Genomic DNA, 24839 nt, shown 5'->3' with positions numbered 1-24839 from the left:
CTAATTTCCTCCTACAATGGATTCTGTTTGTTCGGTTTGAGCAAGCAGTTCTATGATTTCATCACTTGTTTTGCACACTAGAATTTCATTGACTAACTGTTTGCACTTTTTAGCGTCGCTGCTTAATAAACGGTGTTTCACTTGTAACAGTGTCTGCACGGAAATACTAAGTTCTTCAATTCCCAATCCCAGCCAAATCGGAAGCGCTCGGATGTCACCCGCCATTTCACCGCAAACGCCTACGGGAATTCCTACACTTTTGGCCGAGTCGATCACATGTTTAAGAAGCCTAATAACTGCCGGATGATAGGGATTATATAAATGCGCGATGTTTTCGTTCATCCTGTCCACTGCTAATACATATTGAACAAGATCATTGGTTCCAATGCTCATAAAATTCACTTCACTTGCTAGGACATCCGCGATAAGAGCTGCAGCGGGCACTTCAATCGTTAATCCAACTTCGATGTTTGCATTATACGGCAAGCCTTGTGCATACAATTCCGCCTTAGCTTTCTCGAGCAGAGCTTTAGCCTGACGCACCTCATCTAGTGAAGTGACCATAGGATACATAATTTTCACGTTGCCGTAATGGCTGGCCCTTAGAATCGCTCTAAGCTGCGTCATAAACAGATCTTTACGGTCCAGCGAGATACGAATCGCCCGATACCCAAGAAATGGATTATCTTCTTTTGCAAGCGGCAAATAATCAAGCTTCTTATCTCCGCCAATATCGAGCGTTCGGATGACGATGGGGCGACCTTTAAGCTGCCTCGCTGCATGACGATATACTTCATATTGCTCGTCTTCGCTCGGAAGTGAATCACGGTCCATGTACAGATATTCCGTCCGAAATAGACCTACCCCAGAAGCCCCGTTGCGTAAAACTTGATCGATTTCCAGCACGGAATTGATATTGGCATGTAAATTCACATAGCTCTTATCCAACGTTACTGGAGCAACGTCAGCTATCTCTTGCAAGCTTTCTTTGAACTCGAGCCAATTCTTTTTGCGTGCTTGATACCGCTCAATCGTTATTTTATCAGGATTAATGTATAAGGTACCCTCTTGTCCATCGATAATGAGGAAGTCGCCATTTTGAATAGGCCGCAGAAGCTTCCCTTCCAAACTGAGCACATAAGGTACGGACATTGCTCTTGCCATAATGGAAACGTGCGAATGTGTGCCACCGAGAATCGTTAGCAGTCCAAGCACATTAGCCGGATCCAAGTGAGCCAATTGCGATGGCGTTAGCTCTTTGGCGACTAATATATATGGATGATCGATCGGTGGTACTGTTGAGCTTGTATCGCCGAGCAAGTGTTTCAGAAGCCGGTTTCCGACATCTTTAATATCAAGTGCTCGTTCCTTCATATATTCGTCGTCAATGAGATTGAACATATCGACAAATTTATCGATAACTTCTTTTACAGCGACTTCCGCCGCTTTGTACTGCAGTTCAATAATCCCCTGAATCTCGTTCATAAAAATGGGATCTTCCAAAATCGCCAAATGCGCATCAAAAATATAAGCTTGATCCTGTCCTACTACATCCTTAATCTCTTGCTTAATGATCTCTAGCTCATCTTTGGAAGATCGAATACCATCATACAAACGTTCAAATTCATAAGACAAATCGGTGACATCAATCATTTTCTCAGGAAAATCCCACTCCCAAGTAGGTATGACAAAAGCCTGACCCATTGCGATCCCTGAAGACGCTCCTATTCCTCTGATCATCCATTCGTCCCCCCCGATTGTTTAGTAGGCTTTAGGACAACAGACATCACAGAACCTTGGCCTTTTTTGACAGCTTTAAATGGAGCAAAGCTCCAAGATTTAACAAGATCGGGATTCGTAATAATCATCGGTGTCGCCATCGATGAAGCGAATTTTTTAACTTTATTATAGTTAAACTTAACTAGCAGTTGCCCCGGTTCCACGTGATCGCCTTCTTTAACTACTGCATTAAAGCATTTACCCGGCAAACTAGACGTATCGATGCCAATGTGCAGCAGGACCTCCAAGCCTTCCTCGGTCAGGATGCCAAGGGCATGCATCGTCGGATAAATGTGCATAATGGTCCCGGCAACAGGAGAAACCAGTTCTCCTTTCTCGGGAATAAAAGCAACGCCGTTTCCTACCAAACGCGAAGCAAAGATACGATCAGGCACTTCTTCAATCGGAATCATGCGTCCTTGCATTGGCGAAGTAAATAACACCACATGAATATCTTTGCGCAATACTTTCATAATCTCTTCACGAATTAGCTCTGAGAATGTTCCGAACACGACCTGAACATTGCCTCCTCCAAGACGGATGACGCCTGCTGCTCCTAAGTGTCGTAATGCCGTGATGTCCATCAAACGATCATTGGCAAGTGTAAGACGCAATCTGGTAATGCAGGCTTCAATCTTCTTAATATTGTCTTTCCCACCGAGTGCTTGCAAAATGAGTGGAGATCGATATGGAATATCGCCTGCCCACTCTTCAAGTGAAGAACCTTCTTCTCTACCGGGCGTAGGAATCTGGAACCGCCGAATAGCCCAGCGGAACAAGAAATAGTAGAGAAGCCCATAAACGATACCGATCGGTATGAGCAATAAACCGTTATGCGATAGGTGCAAATTAATGACGTAGTCGATGGCCCCGGCCGAATAAGAAAAACCGTGTTGAATGTTCAATTCATAAGCCAACCACATGGCTGCTCCAGACAAAATCGCATGAATAACAAATAAATACGGAGCTACGAAGAGAAAGGCAAATTCAATAGGCTCCGTGACGCCGGTTAAAAAAGAAGCTAGCGCTGCCGTCAAGAACGTCGCTTTAATCTTCGGTTTCAAATCTTCCCGCGCTTCTCCAATAATCGCAAAAGCGATTGCTGGGAGGGCAAACATCATAATGGGATACAATCCCGCCATGTACATACCTGCCGTCGGATCCCCGGCAAAATACCTAGGTAAATCCCCATAAGCCATATGTCCCGTTGGCGTACGATAAGCACCTACTTGAAACCAGAAAAAGTTATTCAAAATATGATGCAGACCCGACGGTACAAGAAGACGGTGCGCGATCCCATAAATAAAGGCACCCATACCGCCTAATCCAAGCAGCCAATTGGAAAGCTTGCCCATCCCCATTTCTAAGTAGGGGCCAATAGTGATCATAATATAAGACACTACAAGCGTGGACAGCCCCATAATAAGCGGAACTATGCGGGGACCACCGAAAAATTGTATGTATTCCGGGAGCTTGATTTCTTTACAGCGATGATAAATAATAGCAGCAAGTAATCCAATTAATATCCCACCCGGTACACCCAGTTGAAATTGAGTCCCCAGTTCATGTTCAATTAGTCTTGTGAACATAAAATAGCCCAGCATGGCTGATAAACCAGCAATCCCAGCACTTTCCGTAAGGCCTAGCGCCACACCAACAGCGAAAATAATTGGTATATAATCGAAGACCGTATTCCCAGCCAACAGCAGCATATCCCCTAAGCTAGATGCGTGAATGACATCCCAAGGTAGATCCCCTAGACGAAGCAACACAGCAGCGATAGGAAGCGCAATGGTAGGCAGCATTAATGAGCGGCCAAGCTGTTGTAAGTTCCCCATCCAGTTCAAACGTATGCTACCTCCTAAGATTTTGCTTTAGCAAAACAGACATCGTAAGCACAAGCTCAGCGTTTTCGAAGAAAACTACCTCATAAGCATAAGCCCTCTCTTATCAAATCGTAAAGCTTGTTAGCCTGTTTGTCAAAACAAAATAAGCAGGTCGGCGTTCGACCTGCTCGTAATTTCATTCAAAACGGTTCCCCTATTAAAACGAGGAATTATATCCGGATTGTTGCCCCATGCTTGGATTATTAAATCCGGAACTAAAAGATTGAAGCGATTGTTGTGGCATGTTTTGCTGCATGTTTTGCTGTGATCCATAGCCACTTTGGAAGGATTGCTGAGAAGGTGTCGAGGAATCACTACGCCAATTGGCATCATGCCCTGGTTGATTCCCACGATAGTTTGCCGTATGGAAAGCGTTTGGTGACACGTAAGTTTGTCCATATGGTTGTTGATTCGACTGTACAGAACTGCCGTACTGACTCGAAACAAATGGTTGTTGTTGTTGAGCGGATGAATAACCATATTGTTGGGATTGGTTTGATCCAAATTGGTTATTCATTGGGATATAAGAAGAATATCCGCTTTGGAAGCTAGATTGTTGCTGTTGTTGTTGAGATGGCATCGAAGAATCGCTACGTTTGTAAGCATCATGGCCTGGTTGATTTCCACGATAATTCGCAGTGTGAAAAGACTCTTGAGAAATTGCTTGAGATGCTGGAGTATTCATTTGATTAAATCCTTGGTTGGCTTGCCCAGCGTTAGATTGATTATAGAAAGATTGTACAGCCCCTATAGGTTGGTACTGTTTTTGGTAACCTTGGTATTGCGCATTATTCCCCTGAAAACCTTGTGAAAATTGATAACCTTGGGAAGCATTCCCAAAGCTGTTGGTATTGTTGTACATGTGTAAATCCTCCTCGGACTCTCATATTTTTGGACACCTTTTTTGGGGCCTTTTTTATTCTCTCCGCTTGTTGATTTTTTATTTATGGAAGCCATTGGGATGTCCGAAGGAAAATTGACTATGAATTATCAGCTATGCCATAATCCAATTGTATCCCATTCTCTTTGTAGGAGGAGTTACCGTAATGACATACGACGTTATTATTATTGGAGCAGGCCCAGCAGGATCTAGTGCAGCCCTGTTCACAGCGAAAGCAGGTAAAAAGACGCTTGTCATTGACAACAATCAAAGCGTCACTAAACGAGCTTGGGTCGAGAATCATTATGGTGTAGAAGCGATAGCGGGTCCTGATTTAGTGGAAATCGGGAAGAAACAAGCTGCTAAATTCGGGACTGAATTCGTACAAGGCAAGGCGGAGCAATTGGCAAAAACCGAAGAAGGTTTCCAAGTAACAACAGACAACGGAGTGTACGAAGGAAAACATGTTATTCTTGCAACAGGGCTGTCCGTTGAGCTTGCAGAAGCTGCAGGCATTCAAACGAGGCCCGGAACAGAACCACGTATCAAAACAGTCGTTGATGCAGATGCGCAAGGCAACACCAGCCTTAAGGGCGTATGGGCAGCAGGCACTTCGGCTGGCGTCAGTATGCATACAATTGTTACGGCCGGTGATGGCGCTAAAGTCGCAATTAATGTGATTAGTGAGTTAAATGGTGAACGGTACGTCGACCATGATATATTAAAAGCCTAATTCCAAACATACAGAAAACCGCTTCTCCCTTACCTATTTGGTAAAAGAAAAGCGGTTTTTGGGTTTTGTCCAAAGTGCGTTGATTTTTAATTATTTCGAGGATTTAGAATCGCATCTTCCACTTTAATACAGCGGTCCATAATGACTTCCAATCCAGCTTCGCTAGCAATACGTGCAGCTTCTTCATTCACAATATCGAGCTGGAGCCAGAAAACCTTCGCTTTAATTTTAACAGCTTCTTCAGCGACAGGAACCACTTGGTCAGCACGGCGAAACACATTAACGATATCCACAGGTTCTGGAATATCAGATAAAGAAGCGTAGCATTTCTCGCCTAGTATTTCTGTGGCATTCGGATTGACAGGAATAATTCGGTATCCCCTGCTTTGCATTGCCGCGGAAACCATATACGAAGTACGATCTGGTTTGTCAGACAAACCAACTACGGCAATATTACCCGCACTCGCTAGGATCTCCTTAATGTGCTCTCTTGACGGATTTTCAAAAGTCGCCATCAGTTTCCCTCCTATTTTTTCAGGTACGTGAGACCTTGTTTCCCCATTGCGGTCCAACTGTCGATAAACTGAGTTTTGTTTACCTGCAATTGCTTTTTTCCGCTTAATGGATCATTCAAGTATACATTATTCTCATCATATCCTACCAATAATACAGCATGTTCAGCATATGTGGTCTTGATTGGTCCCTTCGGGGTATCCCAAGTTACCCATTTGTAAGGTATGTTGAAATCGATCGTGGTCCAAATAATAACCGGAATATCATTCGCAATTTGCTGCTCATATAATTCGAAGGACTCACCCGTAATGTCAATGGCTTGAGGTATATACGATTTCAACAGTGGAAATAGTCCGGCATGATAGATGCCAAAACCTCTCTGCTTCCGAGTTACATCGCCTACGAAACCTGTGTTAGGATTTCCCCAATAAGCAATAGAACCGTCCGTATTCAAGGTCGCTGGTGTATCATCCTTAGGCATTTCCGCCGCAAGTTCCATTTTGCTTTTTGTAATACCACGATACTGCAGCAGCATCGTTAAACTTGTTATTTCGCAACCTGCTGGCAGTTCAGGCAGTTGTGCGAAGACAGGCGCATCAATCATTGCTGATTTTTTTATCTGGATAACTGGCGACGGAGAAGCAGCCTCATTTGCTTTTATGGATGCTGAAGGCTTGGGAGCAAGTATCGCAGGATTGGACGCAAATATAGCTGGTTCTTTACCAGTCACTTTGGCATACAGCAATACAGCAAATACACTGCTTGCAAACACAAGTCCAGCAACGAGGAAGAAACCGAACGTCACCTTTAAACCCTGCCAAATAATCGTCATGCTGACTCACCCATTCGTTGTTTTGGGAATCTATGTCTCACTCACAAGTTCAACCTGAGCACCAATGGAACGTAAATGATCAAAGTACTGCGGGTAGGATTTAGCCACATGATGGGCATCTCGAATGATCAAACCCTTTTCAGAACGAAGACCAACAACTGTTAAAGCCATAATCACTCTGTGATCAAAATGAGCATTAATTTCGACCCCACCTGTGACACCTTGCGGTTTACCATGCACGATAATTTCACTTTGGCGTTCTTCTACATCAGCACCGGCTTTACGCAGCTCGTTCAAATAATCGGTGATACGGTCACACTCTTTATAACGTAAATTTTCAACATTGTAGAAACGAGAAGTGCCTTCTGCAAATACAGCTGCTGCAACCATTGCAAGCACAGCATCTGTAAAGTGATCTCCATCAAACTCACCAGCAACCAGCTTTTGGTTGCCTTTCACATGCACAACACCATTGTCGTGAGTTAAATTGACACCCATTGCTCGCAGAACATCCACGCAAGCCTTCTCCCCCTGCTTGCTATTCTCTTCAAGTCGAAGAACACGTACATCTGAATTCGTCACTGCCGCAGCTGCTAGAATCGCAGCAGAGCCTGGGTAATCGCCTTGAATGACATATTCTTTGGCTTGGTAGGATTGTCTACCTGGAATGCGGTAATGCATAAGGTCTTCGCTGGCATGTACAATAATACCAGCCTGTTCTAGTACTTCCAGTGTTTGACCTACAATAATTTTGGATTTCAAATCATGCAGTACCTCAATCTCACTATCCTCTTCTAGCAGCGGTGTCATAAATAAGAGAGAGCTAAGGAACTGGGAACTAACATTACCGGATACTGTGAGCTTGCCGCCGCGCGGGTGTCCCCCTTTAATAGTTATCGGCAGACGTCCGTTCGAATGTTGCACTTTCACACCCATTTGTTGCAACGTATCAATAAGGTCATCATGCGGACGCTTGCCCAGAGATTCGGGATATGTGTTTACAAATGTTACATCCGGACAAAAAGCGGCTGTCGACATCAAAAAGCGAAGCACAGCGCCGGCATTCCCAACATTAAGTTCAGACACATGCTTGGGATGCTTACCAAAACCCGTAATAACGATTTTCTCATCATCTTCTTCAATAATAGCGCCTAAATCACGGACACAGCGTCTCATGGCATCACTATCTTCACTATGAGCCGGATAATAGATAGTGCTAGTCCCGTCTGCAAGTGCTCCAATTAGCAAATAGCGGGTTGTGTAATTTTTGGAGGAGAGAGCATTTATTTCCCCTTGTAGATGGGCAGTTGGTTTCACGATGGCTTTCATGTCGTTGATAACTCCTTCGTAAGTGTTTATATGTAATATCCGAGGAATGTCAGTAGAATTCCACCGGTATAACTGAGCAGTGTATATAGGATCCAAGCTTGCCACAGTCCCGCACGGAGCTGCTTAATGCTTTCGAGATTCAATGTGGAAAATGTGGTGAAAGCACCCATAAATCCCGTACCTATCAACAGTTTCCAATCGTCAAAAGCATGATACTTCATCAACAGGCCAAGCAAAAAACTACCTAAAAGATTTATTGTCAGTGTACCATACGGAATAGAACTTGGGAACCTGTTTGCGATGTATGTCCCTAGCTGAAATCGGCAAATTGCACCAAAGAATCCCCCAAAACCTACCAGGCAAATGGGCCATAACCATGTTATCATGAACGACGAACGCCCCTTCGAACAGACTCACCAATACGGACACCAAGCCATGTAGCACCGAGTCCTCCCCATAAACTTCCCAAAACATAAAGAGCAGCAAGGATCATATACCCATGGTTTAGCATGTTCATGGTTTCATAGCTGAACGTAGAAAACGTAGTAAAGGATCCAATAAAACCAGTTGTTATCGGTAGTCGAAGTCTAGTAGGTATGGGAAGCTTAGTGGCGAAAGTTAGAAATCCAAGAATCAGACAGCCAATTAGATTACAGCTGAAAGTTCCCCAAGGAAAAACGGAAGCCGTCGTAGGATTCCATAAGGCGGAGAGCCCAAATCGGGCAATCGCGCCTAATATCCCGGCTAAACCGATGTACAGCATGGTATCACAGCTCCTGTTATTAACCATAGGTTTGACATCTAGACTTTTTGTTTCTATCATTACTTGTAATGGGGGTTTCTTCCCCACATAACAAGCATGGAGGTCCGAAATGGATACGATTTTACCATCCGAAATCAAAAAACGACTGGACCTTGGCGAACAACTTGCGATTGTCGATGTTCGTGAAGATGATGAAGTAGCTGCCGGTATTATCCAAGGCGCTATACATATTCCGCTAGCTCAATTGCCAGATCGCCTCAGTGAAATCCCCCAAGTCGAAGAGCTTATTCTCGTTTGCCGCAGCGGAAACCGCAGCGGGCGCGCAATTAGCTTCTTGGAGGCACAAGGCTATAAAGGTCTTAAAAACATGACCGGCGGCATGCTGGAGTGGGAGGACTAAGCTTCTAGCTTGTCCCCTCCTCCTAAATCTCAGCTTGTTGAATAATAAGTGCCGTAATTTGGTCCGTTGTTAATTGCGTAGTATCAATAACGGAATGTGCGAAATCATAAGCAGACTTACGTTGTTCAAGCAGCAGGTGAACACGTTCATCTAAATTCCCCTGTAGCAGAGGACGACTCGTATCGCTGCTCACTCTTTGAATGATGATCTCTGGTGATGCTTTAAGCGCTACTACAAAGCCATTCTCCAGCATGCAAGCTCGGTTGCACTCGGCCAGCACTGCGCCACCGCCTGTAGCCACAACTTGTCCTTTACGAGCTAATATATGTTCCAGCGCCTTACTTTCCAAAGCGCGAAAATGCGATTCACCATGCAGGCGAAACAAGTCAGAAATGCTTGTCTGATGCGCTTCTTCCAGTGCAACGTCCGAATCTTGAAAGCTCCATCCCAGATGCTCTGCCAGCTTCTTTCCAACCGTTGATTTGCCTGTCCCCATAAAGCCTACAAGTATAATATTGCTTGCTGTCACGTTAATCCCCTTTTCTCATATGCTGTTCATACAAACTTTCCCAACATCATAACATAGCCAAATCGACATGAATACAATCCACCAAAAAATCATATAGTAGTGTGAATAAATTCCAGCACAAACAGTTAAGATTTTAAGAGAGACCATATGCCGACAAGGAGAGATGGAGCTTTGAACCCAACTGTTGCCTATCACAACCGCACAAAAGGCAAACTGGAGCAAATTTTGCACCCAAGCTATACGCTTTGCAAAGAGGATGTTGTGTGGATACTGGAGTTTATTAAGAAAAAAGTGGCTGAAGAAGACCCGCTTATGCAAGGTCTTACTCAACCACGATTATTAAGAAATTTTCGTTATTTTGCCGAAGTCTCCCTGATGCTCATTCACAGACGGAACGGCTTTGATCAAGAAGCCGATCACCTGAAAATGTGGCTGCGTGAAGCGGCATATGGTTTGCAGGAAGAGGCTTAAAAGCCTAATCCTCTTAGTTTTCCATCCAATTGAAGTGGAAGGAACCTTCTTTGTCCACACGTTGGAACGTGTGTGCACCAAAATAATCACGCTGCGCTTGCAGCAAGTTAGCTGGCAATCTTTCCGTACGGTAGCTGTCATAGTAAGCAAGCGCCGATGCGAAAGCAGGAACAGCAATACCGCGAGTAACCGCTTCTGCAATGACTTGTCTCCATGATTGTTGATAGTTATCAACGACACCATTGAAGTAAGAATCAAGCAGCAGGTTTTTGAGTCCAGAATCGCGGTCATAGGCTTCCATAATATTTTGCAGGAATCTAGCACGAATGATACAGCCGCCGCGGAAGATCTTGGCGATGTTGCCATATTTAAGATCCCAGTTATATTCCTCAGAAGCTGCTCTCATTTGAGCAAAGCCTTGAGCATAAGAACAAATTTTACTTGCGTAAAGCGCTTGGCGAACAGCCTCAATAAACGCTTTGCGATCGCCTGTAAAGGCTGGAGCATCAGGTCCTTTGAGCACTTTGCTTGCCGCTACGCGTTCTTCCTTCATCGCGGAGATGAAACGGGAGAATACGGATTCTGTAATAATGGAAAGCGGTACGCCAAGGTCCAAAGCACTTTGACTTGTCCATTTTCCTGTTCCTTTTTGACCAGCGGAATCTAGAATAACATCAACCATAGGCTTGCCGGTTTCTGCATCATATTTGGTGAAAATATCACGTGTAATTTCGATCAAGTAGCTGTCGAGCTCGCCATTGTTCCACTCTGTGAAGATCTCATGAAGCTCTTCTACGCTTACGTTAAGTACATCTTTTAACAACTGGTAAGCTTCGCAAATAAGCTGCATATCGCCATACTCGATGCCGTTATGCACCATTTTCACGTAGTGGCCAGCGCCATCTGGTCCGATATAGGTACAGCAAGCATCGTCGCCTACTTTGGCAGAAATCGCAGTAAGAATAGGCTCAACGAGATTATAAGCGTCTTCTTGTCCGCCTGGCATAATAGATGGGCCTTTAAGCGCGCCTTCTTCACCGCCGGAAACACCCGTACCAACGAAACGAATACCTTTTTCCGCCAGCTCTTTATTACGACGCTGCGTATCTGGGAAGAACGCATTGCCTCCATCGATCAGGATATCGCCTTTGTCCAAATAAGGAACAAGTTGGTTAATGGTATCGTCAGTAGGACCGCCTGCTTTAACCATAATCAAAATTTTGCGTGGAACTTCGAGCGATTGCACGAATTCTTCTATGCTGTATGTACCTACTAATTTTTTGCCTGGGGCTTCTTGCAGAAGCTCTTTTGTTTTTTCCGCAGAACGGTTAAAAACGGATACAGTGAATCCTCTGCTCTCGATGTTTAAAGCCAAGTTTTTACCCATAACCGCTAGACCGACTACACCAATTTGTTGTTTAGACATCTCTCTCATACACCCTTCCGATATATAAATATTTTAAATCGTCATCGCGCCAAAACCGCCATCCACTCTTAAAACAGAACCTGTTACAAAGCTAGAAGCTTGTTCAGAAGCAAGGAACACAGCAGCACCCTGAAGCTCAGACGCTTCACCGAATCGATTCATAGGTGTATGACGCATAATGGACTCGACACGTTCCGGTGACAGTATCTTACGATTCTGCTCCGCTGGGAAGAATCCAGGAATAATCGCGTTAACACGGACGCGGCTCGGAGCGAATTCACGGGCTAAATTCTGCGTGATGTTATTGACAGCTGCTTTCGAAGCGGAATAAGTGAATACACGGGAAAGCGGCGGATCTGACGAAACGGATGAAATATTAATAATACTTCCTCCCTCTCCTCGATCAACCATGTATTTCCCAAACACTTGGCAGGCTAACACGACGCTTTTCAAATTAACCTCCATAATAGAATCCCATTCTTCCATGGAAATGTCAAAGAAAGGCGTGGCACTATTTTTGCCAGGGCAGTTCATTAGAATATCCGCGCCGCCGGACCAAGCGATAACTTCTTTGAGAACAAGCTCCAAATCTTCCCGTCTCGTTGCATCCGCTTGAAAGGTATGTGCTTCCCCGCCAATGGCTTCAATACTCTCACGAACCTGATCACTTTTCTCTTGATTACGACCGACGATGGCCACTTTCGCTCCATGTCCAGCCAAAGCAAGAGCCATAGAACCTCCAAGTGTACTGTTACCGCCAATAATTACTGCTGTTTTCCCTGTAAGATTGAATAAATTCATCGTCATCTTCCCCTCCAGCATTTTGCTTGGCAAACCTTCATAAAAGAATAGCTAAGTTATGTTTGAGGGCTCCGAAGGTGCTGTTGTTGAAAAGCGGTAATCGCATCGAATTGATCTTTTAACTGATGATATACGCTTGAATAAATAGATGTCAATTGTTGATAGACGCGATAATCGTTTTCATTCACCTCGTGAGCCTTTCCTACCTGAATCCATTGATGAGCGTGGGAGAGGTCCTCGATTTCCCCCATTGCTAGCAGGCCTAGCAAAGCTGCGCCGATCCCTGAGCTTTCAATCGAATCTGGCACAGTGACAGATGTGCCGAGCATATTCGTCATCATTTGGCGCCAAAATTCAGATCGAGCAAATCCGCCGGACGCGCGAATCACAGTAGCAGGTCCCATAATCCGTTCCAAGGAAGCGCTAACTGCTTGGATCGAGAACATGACGCCTTCGAGCGCAGCACGAATCATATGCTTCTTCTGATGGCTGAGTGACAGCCCGAAGTAAACACCGCGTGCATTCGCATTCCAATAAGGCGCGCGTTCGCCGGATAGCAGTGGCAGGAACAGCAGGCCATCAGAGCCCGCAGCAACTTGTGACGCTAGCTCCGTCAAATAATCATAGGGATCGATTCCCTGGCGGCGGGCTTCTTCGGCTTCCGCCGTAGCGATCTGGTCTCTCACCCAACGGAAAACGATACCGCCGTTGTTGATCGGTCCGCCTACGACCCAGAAGTCTTCTGTTAGCGCGTAGCAGAACAGCTTGCCTTCGGGGTCGGTTTGCGGCTTGGTGACTACGCTGCGTACGGCACCGCTAGTGCCGATGGTGACAGCAACGACACCTGGCTCGAAAGCGCCTACGCCGAGATTCGCGAGGACGCCGTCGGACGCGCCGATAATGAACGGCGTGCTCTCGGACAAGCCCATTGCAGAGGCTAACTCGGCGCTTAGCCCTTCTACGCGGTGCGTTGTTGGCACCAGCTCAGAAAGCTGCTCCGGCGTTACACCGGCCTGGCCAAGCGCTTCTGCATCCCAATCGAGCTTCTCCAGATTGAATAGTCCTGTTGCACTGGCTAGTGAATGGTCAATGAGATAACGACCGAACAGCTTCGCGAAGACGTACTCCTTGATGCCAATGAACTTGTAAGTTTCCTTGACGAGCCCAGGCTCGTTATCACGAAACCACATCAGCTTAAGTAGCGGTGACATAGGATGAATCGGCGTTCCAGTACGCGAGTATATCTGCTGGCCTAGTCCGGTGCGCTTAAGCTCTTCCGCATATTGCGCACTGCGGTTATCCGCCCATGTGATACATGCGGTCAGTGGCTTCGTCTGCTCATCTACAGCAATGAGGCTGTGCATGGCTGAGCTGAAGGAGACACAGAGCACTTGCTCAGGTGTGATAGTAAGCTTGCGAACAACAGCGCCAATTCCTTGCACAACGGCGCCATAGATTTGTTCCGGATCTTGTTCGGCCCGATCAGCCGCCGGTGTGAAGAGCGGATATTCAATCGAGTGCGAAGCTAGCACTCGACCATCCCGATCAATTACAAGCGTCTTGGTGCTCGTTGTCCCGATATCCGCGGCGACAATGTAAGGCTTATCTCTGACTGCGTCAACTGTCATTTGCTAATATTCCCCTCTGCATCAAATGAAAGTTCATAGGGTTCTGATAAAATTTCAATATCCGGATGCTGACGAGCTGCATCTAACAAATTCACGGAAATTTCAATTTCGCCCAGATGAAGTGTATCTTGAATCCGAACTAGTTTACAGGTCGTGTAATCTAGAATGTTACAGGTTTTAACGGCTGCCTTAATCGCGTAGAAATCATTCTCCAGCGTTGTTGCGATCTTGGTAGGCGCACAAACGGTTGAAGTTAGCCCATTTGCGTAAGTGAATTCTAAATTTGTTTTATCCACTAGTCTTTGTGTGGTGAAATCAGCCGTTCCTACACCGTTGGCATTCCCCTTTGTTTCTGGCGTCAAGTCCAGAACAACCATTTTGGCAACATCTGGGCCGCCATGCGCGTAAGGAGTTGGGTAGCGGCCCGTAACATTGGGATCCATGCCATCGCCGCTAATATTTTTACCAATATAATCAATGACAAGGACATCGATTTCGTCGAATAAAATTTTCGGCAGACGCGATTTAGCTTCAATGAGCAATTGTTCCTCACGCACTTCAATCTCAGCTGCAGGCAGTACTTCCACTTGGCAAGTCTCGTCATAAGCATTTTCTACAAGCGCCACGCCGAACACGATAGGCAGCTTCTCGATCATCAAATTGGCCATGGCCGGCACATTCTCCGCCATATACTTGAAGCCGAGCTGGTGACACGCTTCAGCGCCTTTTTGTTTGCCGAGCCCGATAGCGATCATCTTCATGATCCCGCTCTCTATGCGTCCGCGAAACGCCGTATGCGGCTTCACACGGTTAATAACGACGATAGCATCTGCCTCTGAAGCAACGCGATCTACATAAACGGGCAAACCATTAGGCAGTTGATCGATCTTCACGACTTCCATCGAAGAACGAATCGGCGCTCCCATCGAGGCTTCCGTAATGCCAAAATGCAGCAATACCTCCGTCTGTCCTTCGGCTGTAGCACCGCCATGACTTCCCATACAAGGCACGATGAACGGGAATGCACCTCTATCTTTAATGGCATCAATGGTCGTTTTGGTGAAGCCTGCAATATTAGCAATCCCCCTGCTTCCCACAGCAACAGCAACCTGTTGACCGGGATGTATGCTTTCCATAACCCCACTGCTGGCAAGCTTATTCACTAATTCCAATTCTGGATTTTCCAAAATGGTACGATCAAACTTCTGCCGAATCTTAACCATTTGTGGAATCGGAATATCATTTAATAACTCCCTCAGAATGCTCATCGCTAATCCCTCTCTCCTTTTGGTGTCAATAATCGTACGGATTCCCGCACGATCAACTCTGTTTTCAATAACAACTGCTCCGTTTCGTGCTGCTTATTTTCTATATTTCCAAGAAGCCGCAAAGCGCCTTCTCTGCTAATTTGCTCAATCGGTCTTCGAACGGTTGTCAGCGCTGGCGTCACGTAAGCTGCGAATACCGTATCGTCAAAACCTACCACGGAGATGTCCTTTGGCACGCTCATGCCGGCTTCCGACACCGCTTTCATCGCTCCAAGCGCCATTTCATCATTACAGCAAAATACGGCCGTCGGTCTGTCCTCCAGTGACAGAAACTGTTGCATCGCCTTGTGTCCGCTCTCCAGATCGTACAACCCCGGCATGCGATATGCGGATGGAACGGTAATCAGGTAATGCTTCATCGCTCGTTCGAAGCCGTCTTTCCGATTCTGTGCGGATTTAAACCCTTTGACACCCTCAATAAGAGCAATGCGTTTATGTCCCTGCTCAATCAAATAAGAAGCTGCTAGAAAAGCGCCTTGCTCCTCATCGGAGAGAACATTCAGCACGCCTGAAGTTTCAACAGGCCGATTCAGCACAACTTGCGGGATCCCTTTGCTGGCAATGTGGTCAATGATGGCTTGATCATCATCACTCTGACTGACAACAACAATGCCGTCAAAGCTTTTCCGAGTAATCGAATGAAAACTAGTGTAATCGTCAATCCCTTTAACAATCAATTGGTATCGATCCTGTATGACACTATTAACTCCACGGATAGCTTCATAGAAAAAGCCGGCGGAAGTTCCTTTACTTAATGTGGTAAAAAACAGCCCCATGTTATACGAACGATCGAGTACCAAGCTCTTCGCACTGTAATTAGGCGTGTAATCCATCTGTTCTGCGATGATTCGGATGCGCTCCTTCGTCTCCTCCTGAATGAGCGGACTGTTGTTCAGTGCTCTGGAAACCGTTGTATGAGACACACCTGCAAGCTTGGCAATATCTTTAATGGTAACGCTCATACCCTCACCTCATTCAAAGCATATCACATCTATGCACACGTTAACAATAGTCTTTTTAACAACAAAAAAGCTCCCCTTTCAGGGAGCTTTCTCATCTTGCATTATTTGAAAAAAGCCGGTAGATACGCTTTATTCTTCTCCAGCATTTCCTCCATAATCGTCTTGGCTACTGCCACTGACGGCACCAAAGGATGATGAACCAGTGCTTGGAGGACGAGATCTTTACTGCCAGTAACGGCTGCTTCAATGGTGAGGCGTTCATAGGTTTTGACTGCATGAATAAGACCTTTGACATGTTCAGGAACTTTGGTCAAGCCCATCGGAATAGGGCCACCCGCTGTAATGACGCAATTCACCTCAATACAAGCATCCTTCGGCAAAAAGTCGATGATGTTATCATTCATAACGTTCAGCGTTTGAATATCCCGCTTGTCATTGTAAATGGAGTCCATGAGATTGACAGCTGCCTCGGAATAATAAGCGCCACCACGTTTCTCCAGCTGCTTAGGCTTCTCCTGCAAGTCAGGATCTTGATAAAGCTTAAACAATTCATCCTCAACGCGTTTCACTACTTCAGCACGAGTACCGTTTTCCTTGAGCGATGCGAGTTGTTCTTCAAGCATGATATCCGTCATGTAAAAATATTTCAAATAATAGGAAGGCAGGGCTTGCAATGAACGTAAGAAATCCGCATCCCATTCGCTTGCCGGTACGTTTTTGCCGCTATATTCTTCTTTGCGATCCAGCAATTCTGCTAATTTATCCTCGCCTCTGATTTCAGCGCGTGTTACCCAGTGAAGATGGTTTAACCCAACGAACTCGGTGTATATCTGTTCAGGGGCAGCCTCATACTTGTTCATTAACCATTTGTGCAAGCCGATAGGCGCATTGCAAAGGCCAATGCTTTTCACGTTGGAGTACTTATGAATGGCCTCCGTCACCATACCTGCGGGATTCGTGAAATTCAGCAGCCACGCATTAGGGCTCAGCTCTTCGATATCCTTACAAATATCAAGCAGCACAGGAATCGTGCGAAGTGCTTTCATCATCCCGCCCGGGCCGGTCGTTTCTTGACCGATAACACCATATTTATTAGGAATATGCTCATCCCATTTGCGGGCTTCCAAAAGACCTACGCGCATTTGGGTACTTACGAAATCCGCATTTTCGATTGCCTTTCTGCGATCCAAGGTTAAATGAACCTCAATCGGCAAACCGGATTTCTCGATCATTCTTTTTGCCAAATTACCGACGATCTCCAACTTGTGCTTGCCCTCTTCCACATCCACAAACCAAAGCTCTTTTATGGGCAGCTGGGCATATCTTAAAATAAAACCTTCTACGATTTCCGGCGTATAAGACGAGCCTCCGCCAATGATGGCAATTTTCAATGCATCTCTCATAACACTCACATCCTAGTCTTATCTAATAATTGTATGGTTTGATAATCGGACACGGTCCGGAGTTTCTCGTACACTTCAATTGTAACGGGATTGCCTGCGGCTTCCATAGCCATCCAAACAGCGCCAATCACAGGTTCGACGTTCAACTTCACAATTGTGGCTTTGGGGGCAACTTCGCTTACTGCCTTTTCAATATAAGAATAAATAAAAGGCCCATCACCTCTGGCAATAACACTGCCCGCAAGGACAACTTGAAAAGTCTCTTGCTCCATATTTAAGCGTTTAATTACCGCTGCGGCTGACTTGCCTAGCTCTTCCCCTTGCACCTTGAGAATGCGGCAGGCGACCTCATCACCCTGCTCTGCGGCTTCGAACAACAGTTTGGTCGTATGGAGCGGTACCGATTTGTTGTTATCCAGAAAATCGTCAAACATCTCCTGCACCGAATTATAGCCAAGAAATTGGATCAGCAATTCAGTCAGCATCGTAGGTTGCTCCCTGCCATCCCATGACCGAATGACAGACCGAAAAGCCTCTACAGCGAGTGTGCCTCCACCGCCAAAATCTCCAAACTGATAGGTGTAGCCTCCACATTGGAAAAACTCACCCTGCCTGTTCTTTCCTGCACTGTTCGTTCCGCTACCGCAGATTAGAACAACGCCAAAAGGCTGGGAGGTACCAGCACGCAAGGCAATCATGGTATCACAATCAATCCCATAATTCGTGAATCCCAGTCCGCCAATTAGCGGGCGAAGGATCGTATAATCAATCGGTCGATCAGCACCAGCTAGGCCAAAAAAAGCATATTCAATATCGCTGTGTGCTAGACCTGCCTGTTGTAGAGCCATGGCTACGGAGTTTGTAATATTTCCGAGTGCTTGTTCTACACCAAGTTGATGATTGCCGTTGCCGCTGTGCCCTTTCCCGATGATATGTCCATGTTCATCTGTTACGAGCGTGTAGGTCTTACTCCCGCCTGCATCTACACCCAAATAATATTTCATTCTTTCAACTCCTGTATATATCCATCAGCTCTAGTTTCATTTTCTTGTGGTGGATTCTCGAATGATTAATTCCGGTTCCAATTGCACCGTTATATTGCGTTTGGCTGTACCATCAATCCACTTGAGCAAAATATCGACGCCATGCTGACCCATTTTGTCCGCCGGTTGACGTACGGTTGTTAATCTGGGGCGGAATTCCTCCGAGAATATCTGATCATCAAAGCCGACAATTGACATATCACGCGGTATTTTGTAGCCCTCATTTTTGAGCGCGTCCATCACACCAAAAGCTGTTAGGTCATCTGCAGCAAAAACCGCACTCGGAAGTTTTCCCGACTGCATCCAGCGACTTGCCGCTTGATAACCGGAGGTGATGCTGAAATCACCTTTTTCAATCCAAGAAGGATCCAATCCTGCCTCCTGCATCGCACTGACGAAACCGCGCCGCCGCTCGCTGCTGCTTAAATACGGTTCAAGCCCTGATATATGGGCAATCTCCTTATGGCCTAAGTCAATTAAATGCTTCGTGGCTTCGTAGCCGCCTTTATAATTATCAATGATGACAGAGGATATCGATGGATGAATATGCTGATTATCCAGCATGACGAAAGGGATTTTCTTCTTTTTCAATTCCATCACATAATCATCCTCATGAACCGGCGAGAGCATAATGACACCGTCCACACGGTCCTCTTGAAACATAGAATTATCGAAAGATGCAAACACGTCTGTAGATATCGAAAGCGCTAAGAAGTAACCTTTTTCAGCAAGCCGATCGTTAATCTCTTTGACTACTGCATCCAAGAAAGAATCGTTCAAAGTGGTAATGCCGAGTCCAATGATACCCGTCTTGCCACGAGCTAGGCTTCGTGCAGCAGCATTCGGATGGTAATCTAACTCTTTCATCGCTTGCAGCACTTTTTGGCGATTTTTTTCTCTTACAGTGCCAGCTTGATTAATGACACGTGAAACGGTAACGACTGACAAACCGCTTCTCTTGGCGACGTCAAAGATGCTTACTTTCATATCAAACAACTCCTGTAGCTCTATAATTGCAGTAATCAAGTCGATTTACAGCATGTTTCCAAAGTACCACAATTAGCGTTTCAAATATACAGGAGGAATGCAAATGCAGTACCCGCACGCAGCATTCCCCCTGCTTGAGATGACTAACTATTTATTCACACGTTCCAACAACTTGGTTAATTTATCTTGAATACCTGGTAAAGCCTCTTCGACTTTCTTGTCGCCATTTTCAACGCTAGCCAGCTCGTTAATGAACAGCTCATTAATTTGCGAGTAGTTTGAAATCATATGGTTGTAAGATTCGAAGCCATTTTTGTATGCACCCTCATACACTTGTTTAATTAGTTTAGGGTCGATGCCTTCGAAGTTCCCATAGTACTTCTCGGCCGCTTTTTGATTGACAGGCGGGTTGCCGCCGCTGAGCTCAATGGATTTCTCCTGCACATCTGTCGTAATTAAGTATTTGATCCATTCGTATGCTTCTTTCGGGTGCTTGGAATCCTTCAGGACGAACAACGGATCAACGTAAAGTACACTGCGAATCTTCTCGTTAGGACCTTGCGGCACTGCAGCGACACCGACTTTGAAATTAAATTCACTAGACGCTGCCAAGCTCCAAGACCCGACTACGGACATACCGATTTTGCCAGAAAGGAACGGATCGCCGAATTGTCCGGATACCGACTTGGAAAACGCTGGCGTCGGGGACACCTTTTTATCCCAAATCAACCCATAAATCTTCTTGTACGCCTCAATGACTTCAGGTTTGTTCAAATTGATTGCGGAAGGCTTTCCGCCGTTCTTCCAAGTATCGTCCGAGTAGACGTTGGCTCCAAAATATTGCGGTTTCTGATCACGTTCGCCCCAACCGAAATCCAAACCATATTGGGCCTTGTTCATATCCTTCGAATCCACAGTCAGTTTGGCTGCATACTCCACCATTTTGTCATACGTCCAGCTTTTATCGTTGTAATCCGTTGGCGGGTAGGCCAGTCCGGCTTTGTCAAATAAGTCTTTGTTATACAGCATGACAGTGACATAGCTATTTAGTGGAATGCCATAAGATTTACCGTTAACTTTGTAAATGTTCATCACGTCATCCGGAATGCTATAATCGGAAGCTTTGAATCCATCCGCCTGCATGATCGAGCTGAGGTCAGCGAGCATCCCTTTGTTGTAATACTCCATAAATCCGCCATAACCCCAGTGAGATGTGACATCAGGTGAATTATTGGCAGCAATCGAGGATTGAAGCTTGGAATCAAATTGCTCGTAAGGGGTTTTCGTCACTTTGACCTTAATGTTTGGATGTTTCTTCTCAAAGTCTGGAATCAATTTCTCCACAAACGTTCGATCCGGCGAGTCGATTGTGTAATGCGTGATCGTGACTGGCTCACTGCGCTTCCCATTACTATCTGCATCTGAACAAGCGGACAGCACCGATACACTTGCTAACGTTAGGCTTAATGCGTAGATGACTTTCCTTTTTCCCTGTTTCATCCTTCTTCCTCCCCATGTTAACCTTTTATCCTATGAAGATTTACTTAATACCCGTAAGCACAATACCTTCAACAAATCGTTTCTGAGCAAACGTAAATAGTGTGATAATCGGTAACACGGACAAAATGGAAGCAGCCATCAGTAAATTCCACGGTGCAATACGGAACTTGGAAGAAAGCATAGCAGCCATGCCGATAGGAAGTGTGAAATGCTCTTGCGAATCCAAGTAAAGGACAGGAGCTAGCAGATCATTCCATGACCAAATGAAGGTGAAAATAGATACCGTCGCTAATACCGGACCTGAGAGCGGCAATGTCAAGTTCCAGAACAAACGAAACTCACTGCACCCGTCAATTCTTCCTGCGTCGAACAATTCATTCGGTAATGAATAAAAGAACTGTCTCAGCAGAAATATCATATACGCAGAGCCAAAAAATGCAGGCAATATGAGCGGCAGCAAAGAATCATGCAGGCCCAATTGACGAAATAATAGAAATTGCGGAATCATAATGGCTGGATATGGCAGCATCATTGTGCTCAACAAGAGCATAAAGAATAGCGACTTCAAATGAGTGTTATACCGCGAAAAGCCAAATGCAACCAGACTGGATGATATCGCGGTTCCAATTACGGAAAGACCGGCAACGATGAAGCTATTCATATACTGCTGACCAAATTTCAGATCCTGATTCGTAAAAAGCGTCTTGAAATTACTGAAAGCAAACGTTTTCGGAATCCAAGTTGGAGGAAAAGTCAACATCTCTTTGGTTGTCTTGAGTGCTGTCGAGACCATGAACCATAAAGGAGAGAGCATAATAAATGTGATGGCAATCAAAATCAAAAATCCAATGATTTGCATGGGATCAAACATGACTTTCGTTTTATTCATTCATTCGTCCCTCCTTCATAGTGCACGAAACGTTTCGAACTTTTCATAATGAGGAAGGTGACGAACATAACGGCAATGAGCAGCAGCCACGACATCGCGGAGGCATAGCCATAGCGGAAGTTTTTGAAGGCGTTCACATAAATGTTATACACATAAAACCAGGTAGAATAGTTAGGTCCGCCTTGCGTCATCGTGTAGGCCTGCGTGAACACTTGGAAGGAATCGATCATGCCTATAATAAGTTGAAATAAGAAAACGGAAGAAATAATGGGAAATGTTACGTTCCAGAATGATCTCCAGCGTCCAGCACCATCAAGCCTTGCTGCTTCTAACAAACTGGTCGGAACACCTTGCAAACCTGCTAGGAAGATGAGCATCCCCGCTCCCATCCCCCAGAAAGACATGATAATTAAAGCCCACATCGCATACTTCTGATCAAGAAGCCAGTGAATCGGCTCAATGCCGAAGAAGGAGAGTCCATAGTTGAATAATCCAGCCTGCGGGTTAAATACCCAGAAAAACAACAATGACATGGAAACACCCGAAATCATGCTTGGAAAATACATGGCCGTCCGAAAAAAGCCGCGGAACGGAACTTTTTGATTAATGAGCAAAGCAAAAACCAAGGAAAGCAATAACGTTAGCGGGACACTAAAAAACGTATATTGCAGCGTGACTTTAAACGAGTTCCAGAACTGCTCGTCTTTGAAAAGTTCTGAATAATTGTTCAAGCCCACGTATACCGGAGCATGAATGATATCGTAGTCGGTGAAGCTGTAATAGAGCGATGCCCCAATCGGAAATAAAGCGAATACAATGAAGCCGATGATCCAGGGTGAAACGAACAGGTAGAAATACTTGCTTTCTCGACGACTACCTCTGCTTGTGCCCAGCGAAACCGCTCCTTTCATTGTTTTCTTTTCAAGTGAATTCTCATAAAGTTTAACCGCTTTAACTTTTGGCGTTTACTACCCCCTTAACTTTAGAAAGTGAATACATTTTAGGTTGGTTGAAAAAAAAGATCCCCCTTCAAAAGTTAAAGTGCTTTAACTTTCATAAGTCGATTATATGCGATGACGTTCGGGTTAACAAGCGTAATTTTACAATAAATTTAAAGAGAGACCCCCTATCTATTCACTAGATAAAGACTCTCCCTTTATTTGATTCCAATATTCATTTTCACATCTCCAATAAGAGCATTTCTTGTCTCAATTCGATCAGCTTGGTTTTGCTCTCCATGACAGCTTTGACATCGCCAGAAGCCATAGCATCATGCAGGGTAGCTAGTTCGTAATCAAGCTCCATACGCAAAATAGGAATCCGATCGTCGGTACGCTTGGATCGCAGCGCTTGCATGACTTCCTCTACGGTCACGGCAGGCTCCTTCTGATACAGCACTTTATGTTCGATACCGCTAATCTCGACCATTCGAATAATTTCACCGAACATAATATTCTCAATGAGAATTTGCCGATCCTTGAATCTTTTTACTACAGCATGACCACGTGTATCACCAATCAACTTCTCCATCATCTCGGCGAGCTTCTCATCTTTGAAGGAATAATTGCCTACGATTTTATACTTTTCACCGATTCGTTCGAATTTCAGCTTAATCAGCTTGCGTCCTGTACGAATGGAAATGATGAACTGCAGCTCGCTTTCGTTCCAATACAGAGAATAACCTTCCTGAATGAGTGCTTTAATGAAGTTCCGGATTAGCCGGCGATCAAATCGTAACTCTAGGTTGCAATACTCCACTTCATGACTCTTACTCACGGCAATCCCCTCCATAATTGGCGCATATAATTTTGTTTAAATATTCAGACAACTTATCTGCTTACTCTTATCTTATTATGAATTCTATGTTTTAGCAACTTGGATTATTGACATTTTTTTAAGGAAAAACGTACAAAAAAAGCTGATGCCTGTATCCTAACGGCTTCAGCCCTAAACTGGAAGAAAACAGCCTCTGCCTATGCAATAACTAATATAGGGATCTTTGAGCGTAGCTCAAAGTCTCTCCGCTGTGTTAATGCCATCCCCAGAAAAATCCATCGCGCTCCCAAGCAGCTTTACCGCCATGAAGTTTTTTGAAAATTTTCTTCACATCTTTGGAAATCGCTTGATTCCCATTTTCATTCACATAGATGAAGGATTCCCCAAAATGTTGAATTATATAGTCCACCGCTTCTTTCTGATATAAAATACCCGCGGATTTCAACTGCTCCATCATCCATTCCGCAACTTCATTCGCCGTAACGGCCATTTGCATTCTCTCCCTTTATTCCTATGATTCTTGAGCCTGTGTACAGGCGAGTGACGCTATTGTACCATTGTAACATAATCTTTTCGAATCCTCGTCCGAATAGGTAAAGGAGAATCTCTTGTACTTTCTTTATCAATTACACGTAAAATAAAAAGGACTATCTGCAGAAGCGAGGCCACTGAAAAACTTGCGTCCTCCTAAATCAAGTTAATGCTCTACAGAAAAAGACGGCGTTACTCCCACATTCCGGGAGTAAACGCCGTCTTTTTCCCTCTGTAAAGCCCTGTTGGGTCATGGTTTTTAGTCGTTCAGTTTCAGAATTCTTTTTAGATTCACTGCGAATATCGCCATTGCCCCTTGCAGTTCCATACCTAATAGACCCGCGGAAGTGGCTACATCATACCCGTGCCTGTGCTTAAGTTCGCTATTCTTCGCCTCGATCTTGTAGCGTTCTTTGGACTTCTCCTTGAAGTACTCACTTTCCTGAAATG

26 protein-coding genes are annotated in these 24839 nt (G+C 45.1%); 3 read left to right on the top strand and 23 right to left on the bottom strand.

Annotation, left to right across the window (positions count from 1 at the left end):
* The 3 genes from ptsP to G519_RS43255 all read right to left on the bottom strand — a co-directional run bounded on the left by ptsP (position 1) and on the right by G519_RS43255 (position 4527).
* Complete coding sequence (ptsP, locus tag G519_RS0116075; RefSeq protein ID WP_029195583.1) at positions 1-1740, bottom strand: phosphoenolpyruvate--protein phosphotransferase; 1740 nt, start codon at positions 1738-1740, stop codon at positions 1-3.
* Complete coding sequence (locus tag G519_RS0116070; protein WP_029195582.1) at positions 1737-3626, bottom strand: glucose PTS transporter subunit IIA; 1890 nt, start codon at positions 3624-3626, stop codon at positions 1737-1739. Before G519_RS0116070 ends, ptsP begins: the two co-directional genes overlap by 4 nt.
* A 196-nt stretch (positions 3627-3822) precedes the next feature.
* Positions 3823-4527 (bottom strand): hypothetical protein, encoded by a 705-nt coding sequence (locus G519_RS43255; RefSeq protein WP_051253433.1) that lies wholly within the window; start codon positions 4525-4527, stop codon positions 3823-3825.
* A gap of 184 nt (positions 4528-4711) precedes the next feature.
* Between G519_RS43255 and G519_RS0116060 the strand changes: the two genes are divergently transcribed.
* Complete coding sequence (locus G519_RS0116060; RefSeq protein WP_029195581.1) at positions 4712-5278, top strand: NAD(P)/FAD-dependent oxidoreductase; 567 nt, start codon at positions 4712-4714, stop codon at positions 5276-5278.
* A gap of 86 nt (positions 5279-5364) precedes the next feature.
* On the opposite strand, the gene G519_RS0116055 is transcribed toward G519_RS0116060, so the two are convergent.
* From G519_RS0116055 to crcB (G519_RS0116035), 5 genes are read right to left on the bottom strand one after another with little or no spacing between them, the layout of a single operon-like run.
* Positions 5365-5793, bottom strand: a complete 429-nt coding sequence (locus G519_RS0116055; RefSeq protein WP_036633115.1) for a CoA-binding protein — start codon at positions 5791-5793, stop codon at positions 5365-5367.
* 11 nt (positions 5794-5804) lie between these two features.
* The gene (locus G519_RS0116050) at positions 5805-6623 is read right to left on the bottom strand and encodes a C39 family peptidase (RefSeq protein ID WP_029195579.1); all 819 of its coding nucleotides are present in this window, start codon (positions 6621-6623) and stop codon (positions 5805-5807) included.
* Between the two features lie 30 nt (positions 6624-6653).
* On the bottom strand, positions 6654-7952 hold the full coding sequence (aroA, locus tag G519_RS0116045; protein WP_029195578.1) for a 3-phosphoshikimate 1-carboxyvinyltransferase: 1299 nt from the start codon (positions 7950-7952) through the stop codon (positions 6654-6656).
* Between the two features lie 26 nt (positions 7953-7978).
* Positions 7979-8338: a fluoride efflux transporter CrcB gene (gene crcB / locus G519_RS0116040; RefSeq protein WP_029195577.1), complete on the bottom strand. Its 360-nt coding sequence runs from the start codon at positions 8336-8338 to the stop codon at positions 7979-7981.
* Positions 8335-8715 carry a fluoride efflux transporter CrcB gene (gene crcB, locus G519_RS0116035; protein WP_036633112.1) on the bottom strand — a complete coding sequence of 127 codons (381 nt, stop codon included), beginning with the start codon at positions 8713-8715 and terminating at the stop codon, positions 8335-8337. Before crcB (G519_RS0116035) ends, crcB (G519_RS0116040) begins: the two co-directional genes overlap by 4 nt.
* Before the next feature lie 109 nt (positions 8716-8824).
* On the opposite strand from crcB (G519_RS0116035), the gene G519_RS0116030 reads away from it, so the two are divergent.
* Positions 8825-9115, top strand: coding sequence for a rhodanese-like domain-containing protein (locus G519_RS0116030; RefSeq protein ID WP_029195575.1), 291 nt, complete (start codon positions 8825-8827; stop codon positions 9113-9115).
* A gap of 22 nt (positions 9116-9137) precedes the next feature.
* On the opposite strand, the gene G519_RS0116025 is transcribed toward G519_RS0116030, so the two are convergent.
* Positions 9138-9644: a shikimate kinase gene (locus G519_RS0116025; RefSeq protein ID WP_127528168.1), complete on the bottom strand. Its 507-nt coding sequence runs from the start codon at positions 9642-9644 to the stop codon at positions 9138-9140.
* 171 nt (positions 9645-9815) lie between these two features.
* Between G519_RS0116025 and G519_RS0116020 the strand changes: the two genes are divergently transcribed.
* Positions 9816-10115, top strand: coding sequence for a hypothetical protein (locus tag G519_RS0116020; protein WP_029195573.1), 300 nt, complete (start codon positions 9816-9818; stop codon positions 10113-10115).
* Between the two features lie 13 nt (positions 10116-10128).
* Here G519_RS0116020 and gndA read toward each other — a convergent pair whose 3' ends face one another.
* From gndA to G519_RS0115950, 14 genes are all read right to left on the bottom strand, one after another.
* Complete coding sequence (gndA, locus tag G519_RS0116015) at positions 10129-11541, bottom strand: NADP-dependent phosphogluconate dehydrogenase (protein WP_029195572.1); 1413 nt, start codon at positions 11539-11541, stop codon at positions 10129-10131.
* A gap of 33 nt (positions 11542-11574) precedes the next feature.
* A complete protein-coding gene (locus G519_RS0116010; protein ID WP_029195571.1) occupies positions 11575-12342 on the bottom strand; it encodes an SDR family oxidoreductase in 768 nt (255 codons plus the stop codon).
* 56 nt (positions 12343-12398) lie between these two features.
* Complete coding sequence (gene gntK, locus G519_RS0116005; RefSeq protein WP_029195570.1) at positions 12399-13970, bottom strand: gluconokinase; 1572 nt, start codon at positions 13968-13970, stop codon at positions 12399-12401.
* Positions 13967-15238 (bottom strand): nickel pincer cofactor-dependent isomerase, group 22, encoded by a 1272-nt coding sequence (locus G519_RS0116000; RefSeq protein WP_029195569.1) that lies wholly within the window; start codon positions 15236-15238, stop codon positions 13967-13969. The genes gntK and G519_RS0116000 overlap by 4 nt, the downstream gene beginning before the upstream one ends.
* A gap of 2 nt (positions 15239-15240) precedes the next feature.
* Positions 15241-16260, bottom strand: coding sequence for a LacI family DNA-binding transcriptional regulator (locus G519_RS0115995; protein ID WP_029195568.1), 1020 nt, complete (start codon positions 16258-16260; stop codon positions 15241-15243).
* Positions 16261-16361: 101 nt separating this feature from the next.
* Complete coding sequence (locus tag G519_RS0115990) at positions 16362-17663, bottom strand: 6-phospho-beta-glucosidase (RefSeq protein WP_029195567.1); 1302 nt, start codon at positions 17661-17663, stop codon at positions 16362-16364.
* Between the two features lie 5 nt (positions 17664-17668).
* Positions 17669-18667 carry an N-acetylglucosamine kinase gene (locus G519_RS0115985; protein ID WP_029195566.1) on the bottom strand — a complete coding sequence of 333 codons (999 nt, stop codon included), beginning with the start codon at positions 18665-18667 and terminating at the stop codon, positions 17669-17671.
* 36 nt (positions 18668-18703) lie between these two features.
* Positions 18704-19693 (bottom strand): LacI family DNA-binding transcriptional regulator, encoded by a 990-nt coding sequence (locus G519_RS0115980; protein WP_029195565.1) that lies wholly within the window; start codon positions 19691-19693, stop codon positions 18704-18706.
* 147 nt (positions 19694-19840) lie between these two features.
* The gene (locus G519_RS0115975; RefSeq protein ID WP_029195564.1) at positions 19841-21193 is read right to left on the bottom strand and encodes an ABC transporter substrate-binding protein; all 1353 of its coding nucleotides are present in this window, start codon (positions 21191-21193) and stop codon (positions 19841-19843) included.
* Between the two features lie 40 nt (positions 21194-21233).
* Positions 21234-22082: a carbohydrate ABC transporter permease gene (locus G519_RS0115970; protein WP_127528166.1), complete on the bottom strand. Its 849-nt coding sequence runs from the start codon at positions 22080-22082 to the stop codon at positions 21234-21236.
* The gene (locus G519_RS0115965; protein ID WP_036633110.1) at positions 22079-22993 is read right to left on the bottom strand and encodes a carbohydrate ABC transporter permease; all 915 of its coding nucleotides are present in this window, start codon (positions 22991-22993) and stop codon (positions 22079-22081) included. Before G519_RS0115965 ends, G519_RS0115970 begins: the two co-directional genes overlap by 4 nt.
* 268 nt (positions 22994-23261) lie before the next feature.
* A complete protein-coding gene (locus G519_RS0115960) occupies positions 23262-23858 on the bottom strand; it encodes a hypothetical protein (RefSeq protein WP_029195561.1) in 597 nt (198 codons plus the stop codon).
* 253 nt (positions 23859-24111) lie between these two features.
* Entirely contained in the window at positions 24112-24348 is a 237-nt protein-coding gene (locus tag G519_RS0115955; protein ID WP_029195560.1) for a DUF6953 family protein, read from the bottom strand.
* A 300-nt stretch (positions 24349-24648) separates the two neighbouring features.
* Positions 24649-24839 (bottom strand): transposase (locus G519_RS0115950; protein ID WP_029195559.1); only part of this gene is annotated, 191 nt, incomplete at its 5' end.

It is taken from the genome of Paenibacillus alginolyticus DSM 5050 = NBRC 15375, from assembly GCF_000422905.1.
Classification (GTDB): Bacteria; Bacillota; Bacilli; order Paenibacillales; family NBRC-103111; genus Paenibacillus_E; species Paenibacillus_E alginolyticus.
The sequence above is the reverse complement of the archived record's forward strand: the minus strand, read 5'-3'. Positions and strand labels throughout refer to the sequence as shown.

Bases quoted from the DNA above. Each gene is read 5' to 3' on its own strand.
- G519_RS0116055 (WP_036633115.1), bottom strand. From the start codon at position 5,793: ATGGCGACTTTTGAAAATCCGTCAAGAGAGCACATTAAGGAGATCCTA.
- G519_RS0116050 (WP_029195579.1), bottom strand. From the start codon at position 6,623: ATGACGATTATTTGGCAGGGTTTAAAGGTGACGTTCGGTTTCTTCCTC.
- G519_RS43255 (WP_051253433.1), bottom strand. From the start codon at position 4,527: ATGTACAACAATACCAACAGCTTTGGGAATGCTTCCCAAGGTTATCAA.
- G519_RS0115955 (WP_029195560.1), bottom strand. From the start codon at position 24,348: ATGGCCGTTACGGCGAATGAAGTTGCGGAATGGATGATGGAGCAGTTG.
- G519_RS0115980 (WP_029195565.1), bottom strand. From the start codon at position 19,693: ATGAAAGTAAGCATCTTTGACGTCGCCAAGAGAAGCGGTTTGTCAGTC.
- G519_RS0115995 (WP_029195568.1), bottom strand. From the start codon at position 16,260: ATGAGCGTTACCATTAAAGATATTGCCAAGCTTGCAGGTGTGTCTCAT.
- crcB (WP_036633112.1), bottom strand. From the start codon at position 8,715: ATGCTGTACATCGGTTTAGCCGGGATATTAGGCGCGATTGCCCGATTT.
- G519_RS0115990 (WP_029195567.1), bottom strand. From the start codon at position 17,663: ATGAGAGATGCATTGAAAATTGCCATCATTGGCGGAGGCTCGTCTTAT.
- G519_RS0116030 (WP_029195575.1), top strand. From the start codon at position 8,825: ATGGATACGATTTTACCATCCGAAATCAAAAAACGACTGGACCTTGGC.
- G519_RS0116010 (WP_029195571.1), bottom strand. From the start codon at position 12,342: ATGAATTTATTCAATCTTACAGGGAAAACAGCAGTAATTATTGGCGGT.
- G519_RS0115985 (WP_029195566.1), bottom strand. From the start codon at position 18,667: ATGAAATATTATTTGGGTGTAGATGCAGGCGGGAGTAAGACCTACACG.
- G519_RS0115975 (WP_029195564.1), bottom strand. From the start codon at position 21,193: ATGAAACAGGGAAAAAGGAAAGTCATCTACGCATTAAGCCTAACGTTA.
- G519_RS0116000 (WP_029195569.1), bottom strand. From the start codon at position 15,238: ATGAGCATTCTGAGGGAGTTATTAAATGATATTCCGATTCCACAAATG.
- G519_RS0116060 (WP_029195581.1), top strand. From the start codon at position 4,712: ATGACATACGACGTTATTATTATTGGAGCAGGCCCAGCAGGATCTAGT.
- gndA (WP_029195572.1), bottom strand. From the start codon at position 11,541: ATGTCTAAACAACAAATTGGTGTAGTCGGTCTAGCGGTTATGGGTAAA.
- G519_RS0115965 (WP_036633110.1), bottom strand. From the start codon at position 22,993: ATGAAAGGAGCGGTTTCGCTGGGCACAAGCAGAGGTAGTCGTCGAGAA.
- G519_RS0115970 (WP_127528166.1), bottom strand. From the start codon at position 22,082: ATGAATAAAACGAAAGTCATGTTTGATCCCATGCAAATCATTGGATTT.
- gntK (WP_029195570.1), bottom strand. From the start codon at position 13,970: ATGACAGTTGACGCAGTCAGAGATAAGCCTTACATTGTCGCCGCGGAT.
- ptsP (WP_029195583.1), bottom strand. From the start codon at position 1,740: ATGATCAGAGGAATAGGAGCGTCTTCAGGGATCGCAATGGGTCAGGCT.
- aroA (WP_029195578.1), bottom strand. From the start codon at position 7,952: ATGAAAGCCATCGTGAAACCAACTGCCCATCTACAAGGGGAAATAAAT.
- crcB (WP_029195577.1), bottom strand. From the start codon at position 8,338: ATGATAACATGGTTATGGCCCATTTGCCTGGTAGGTTTTGGGGGATTC.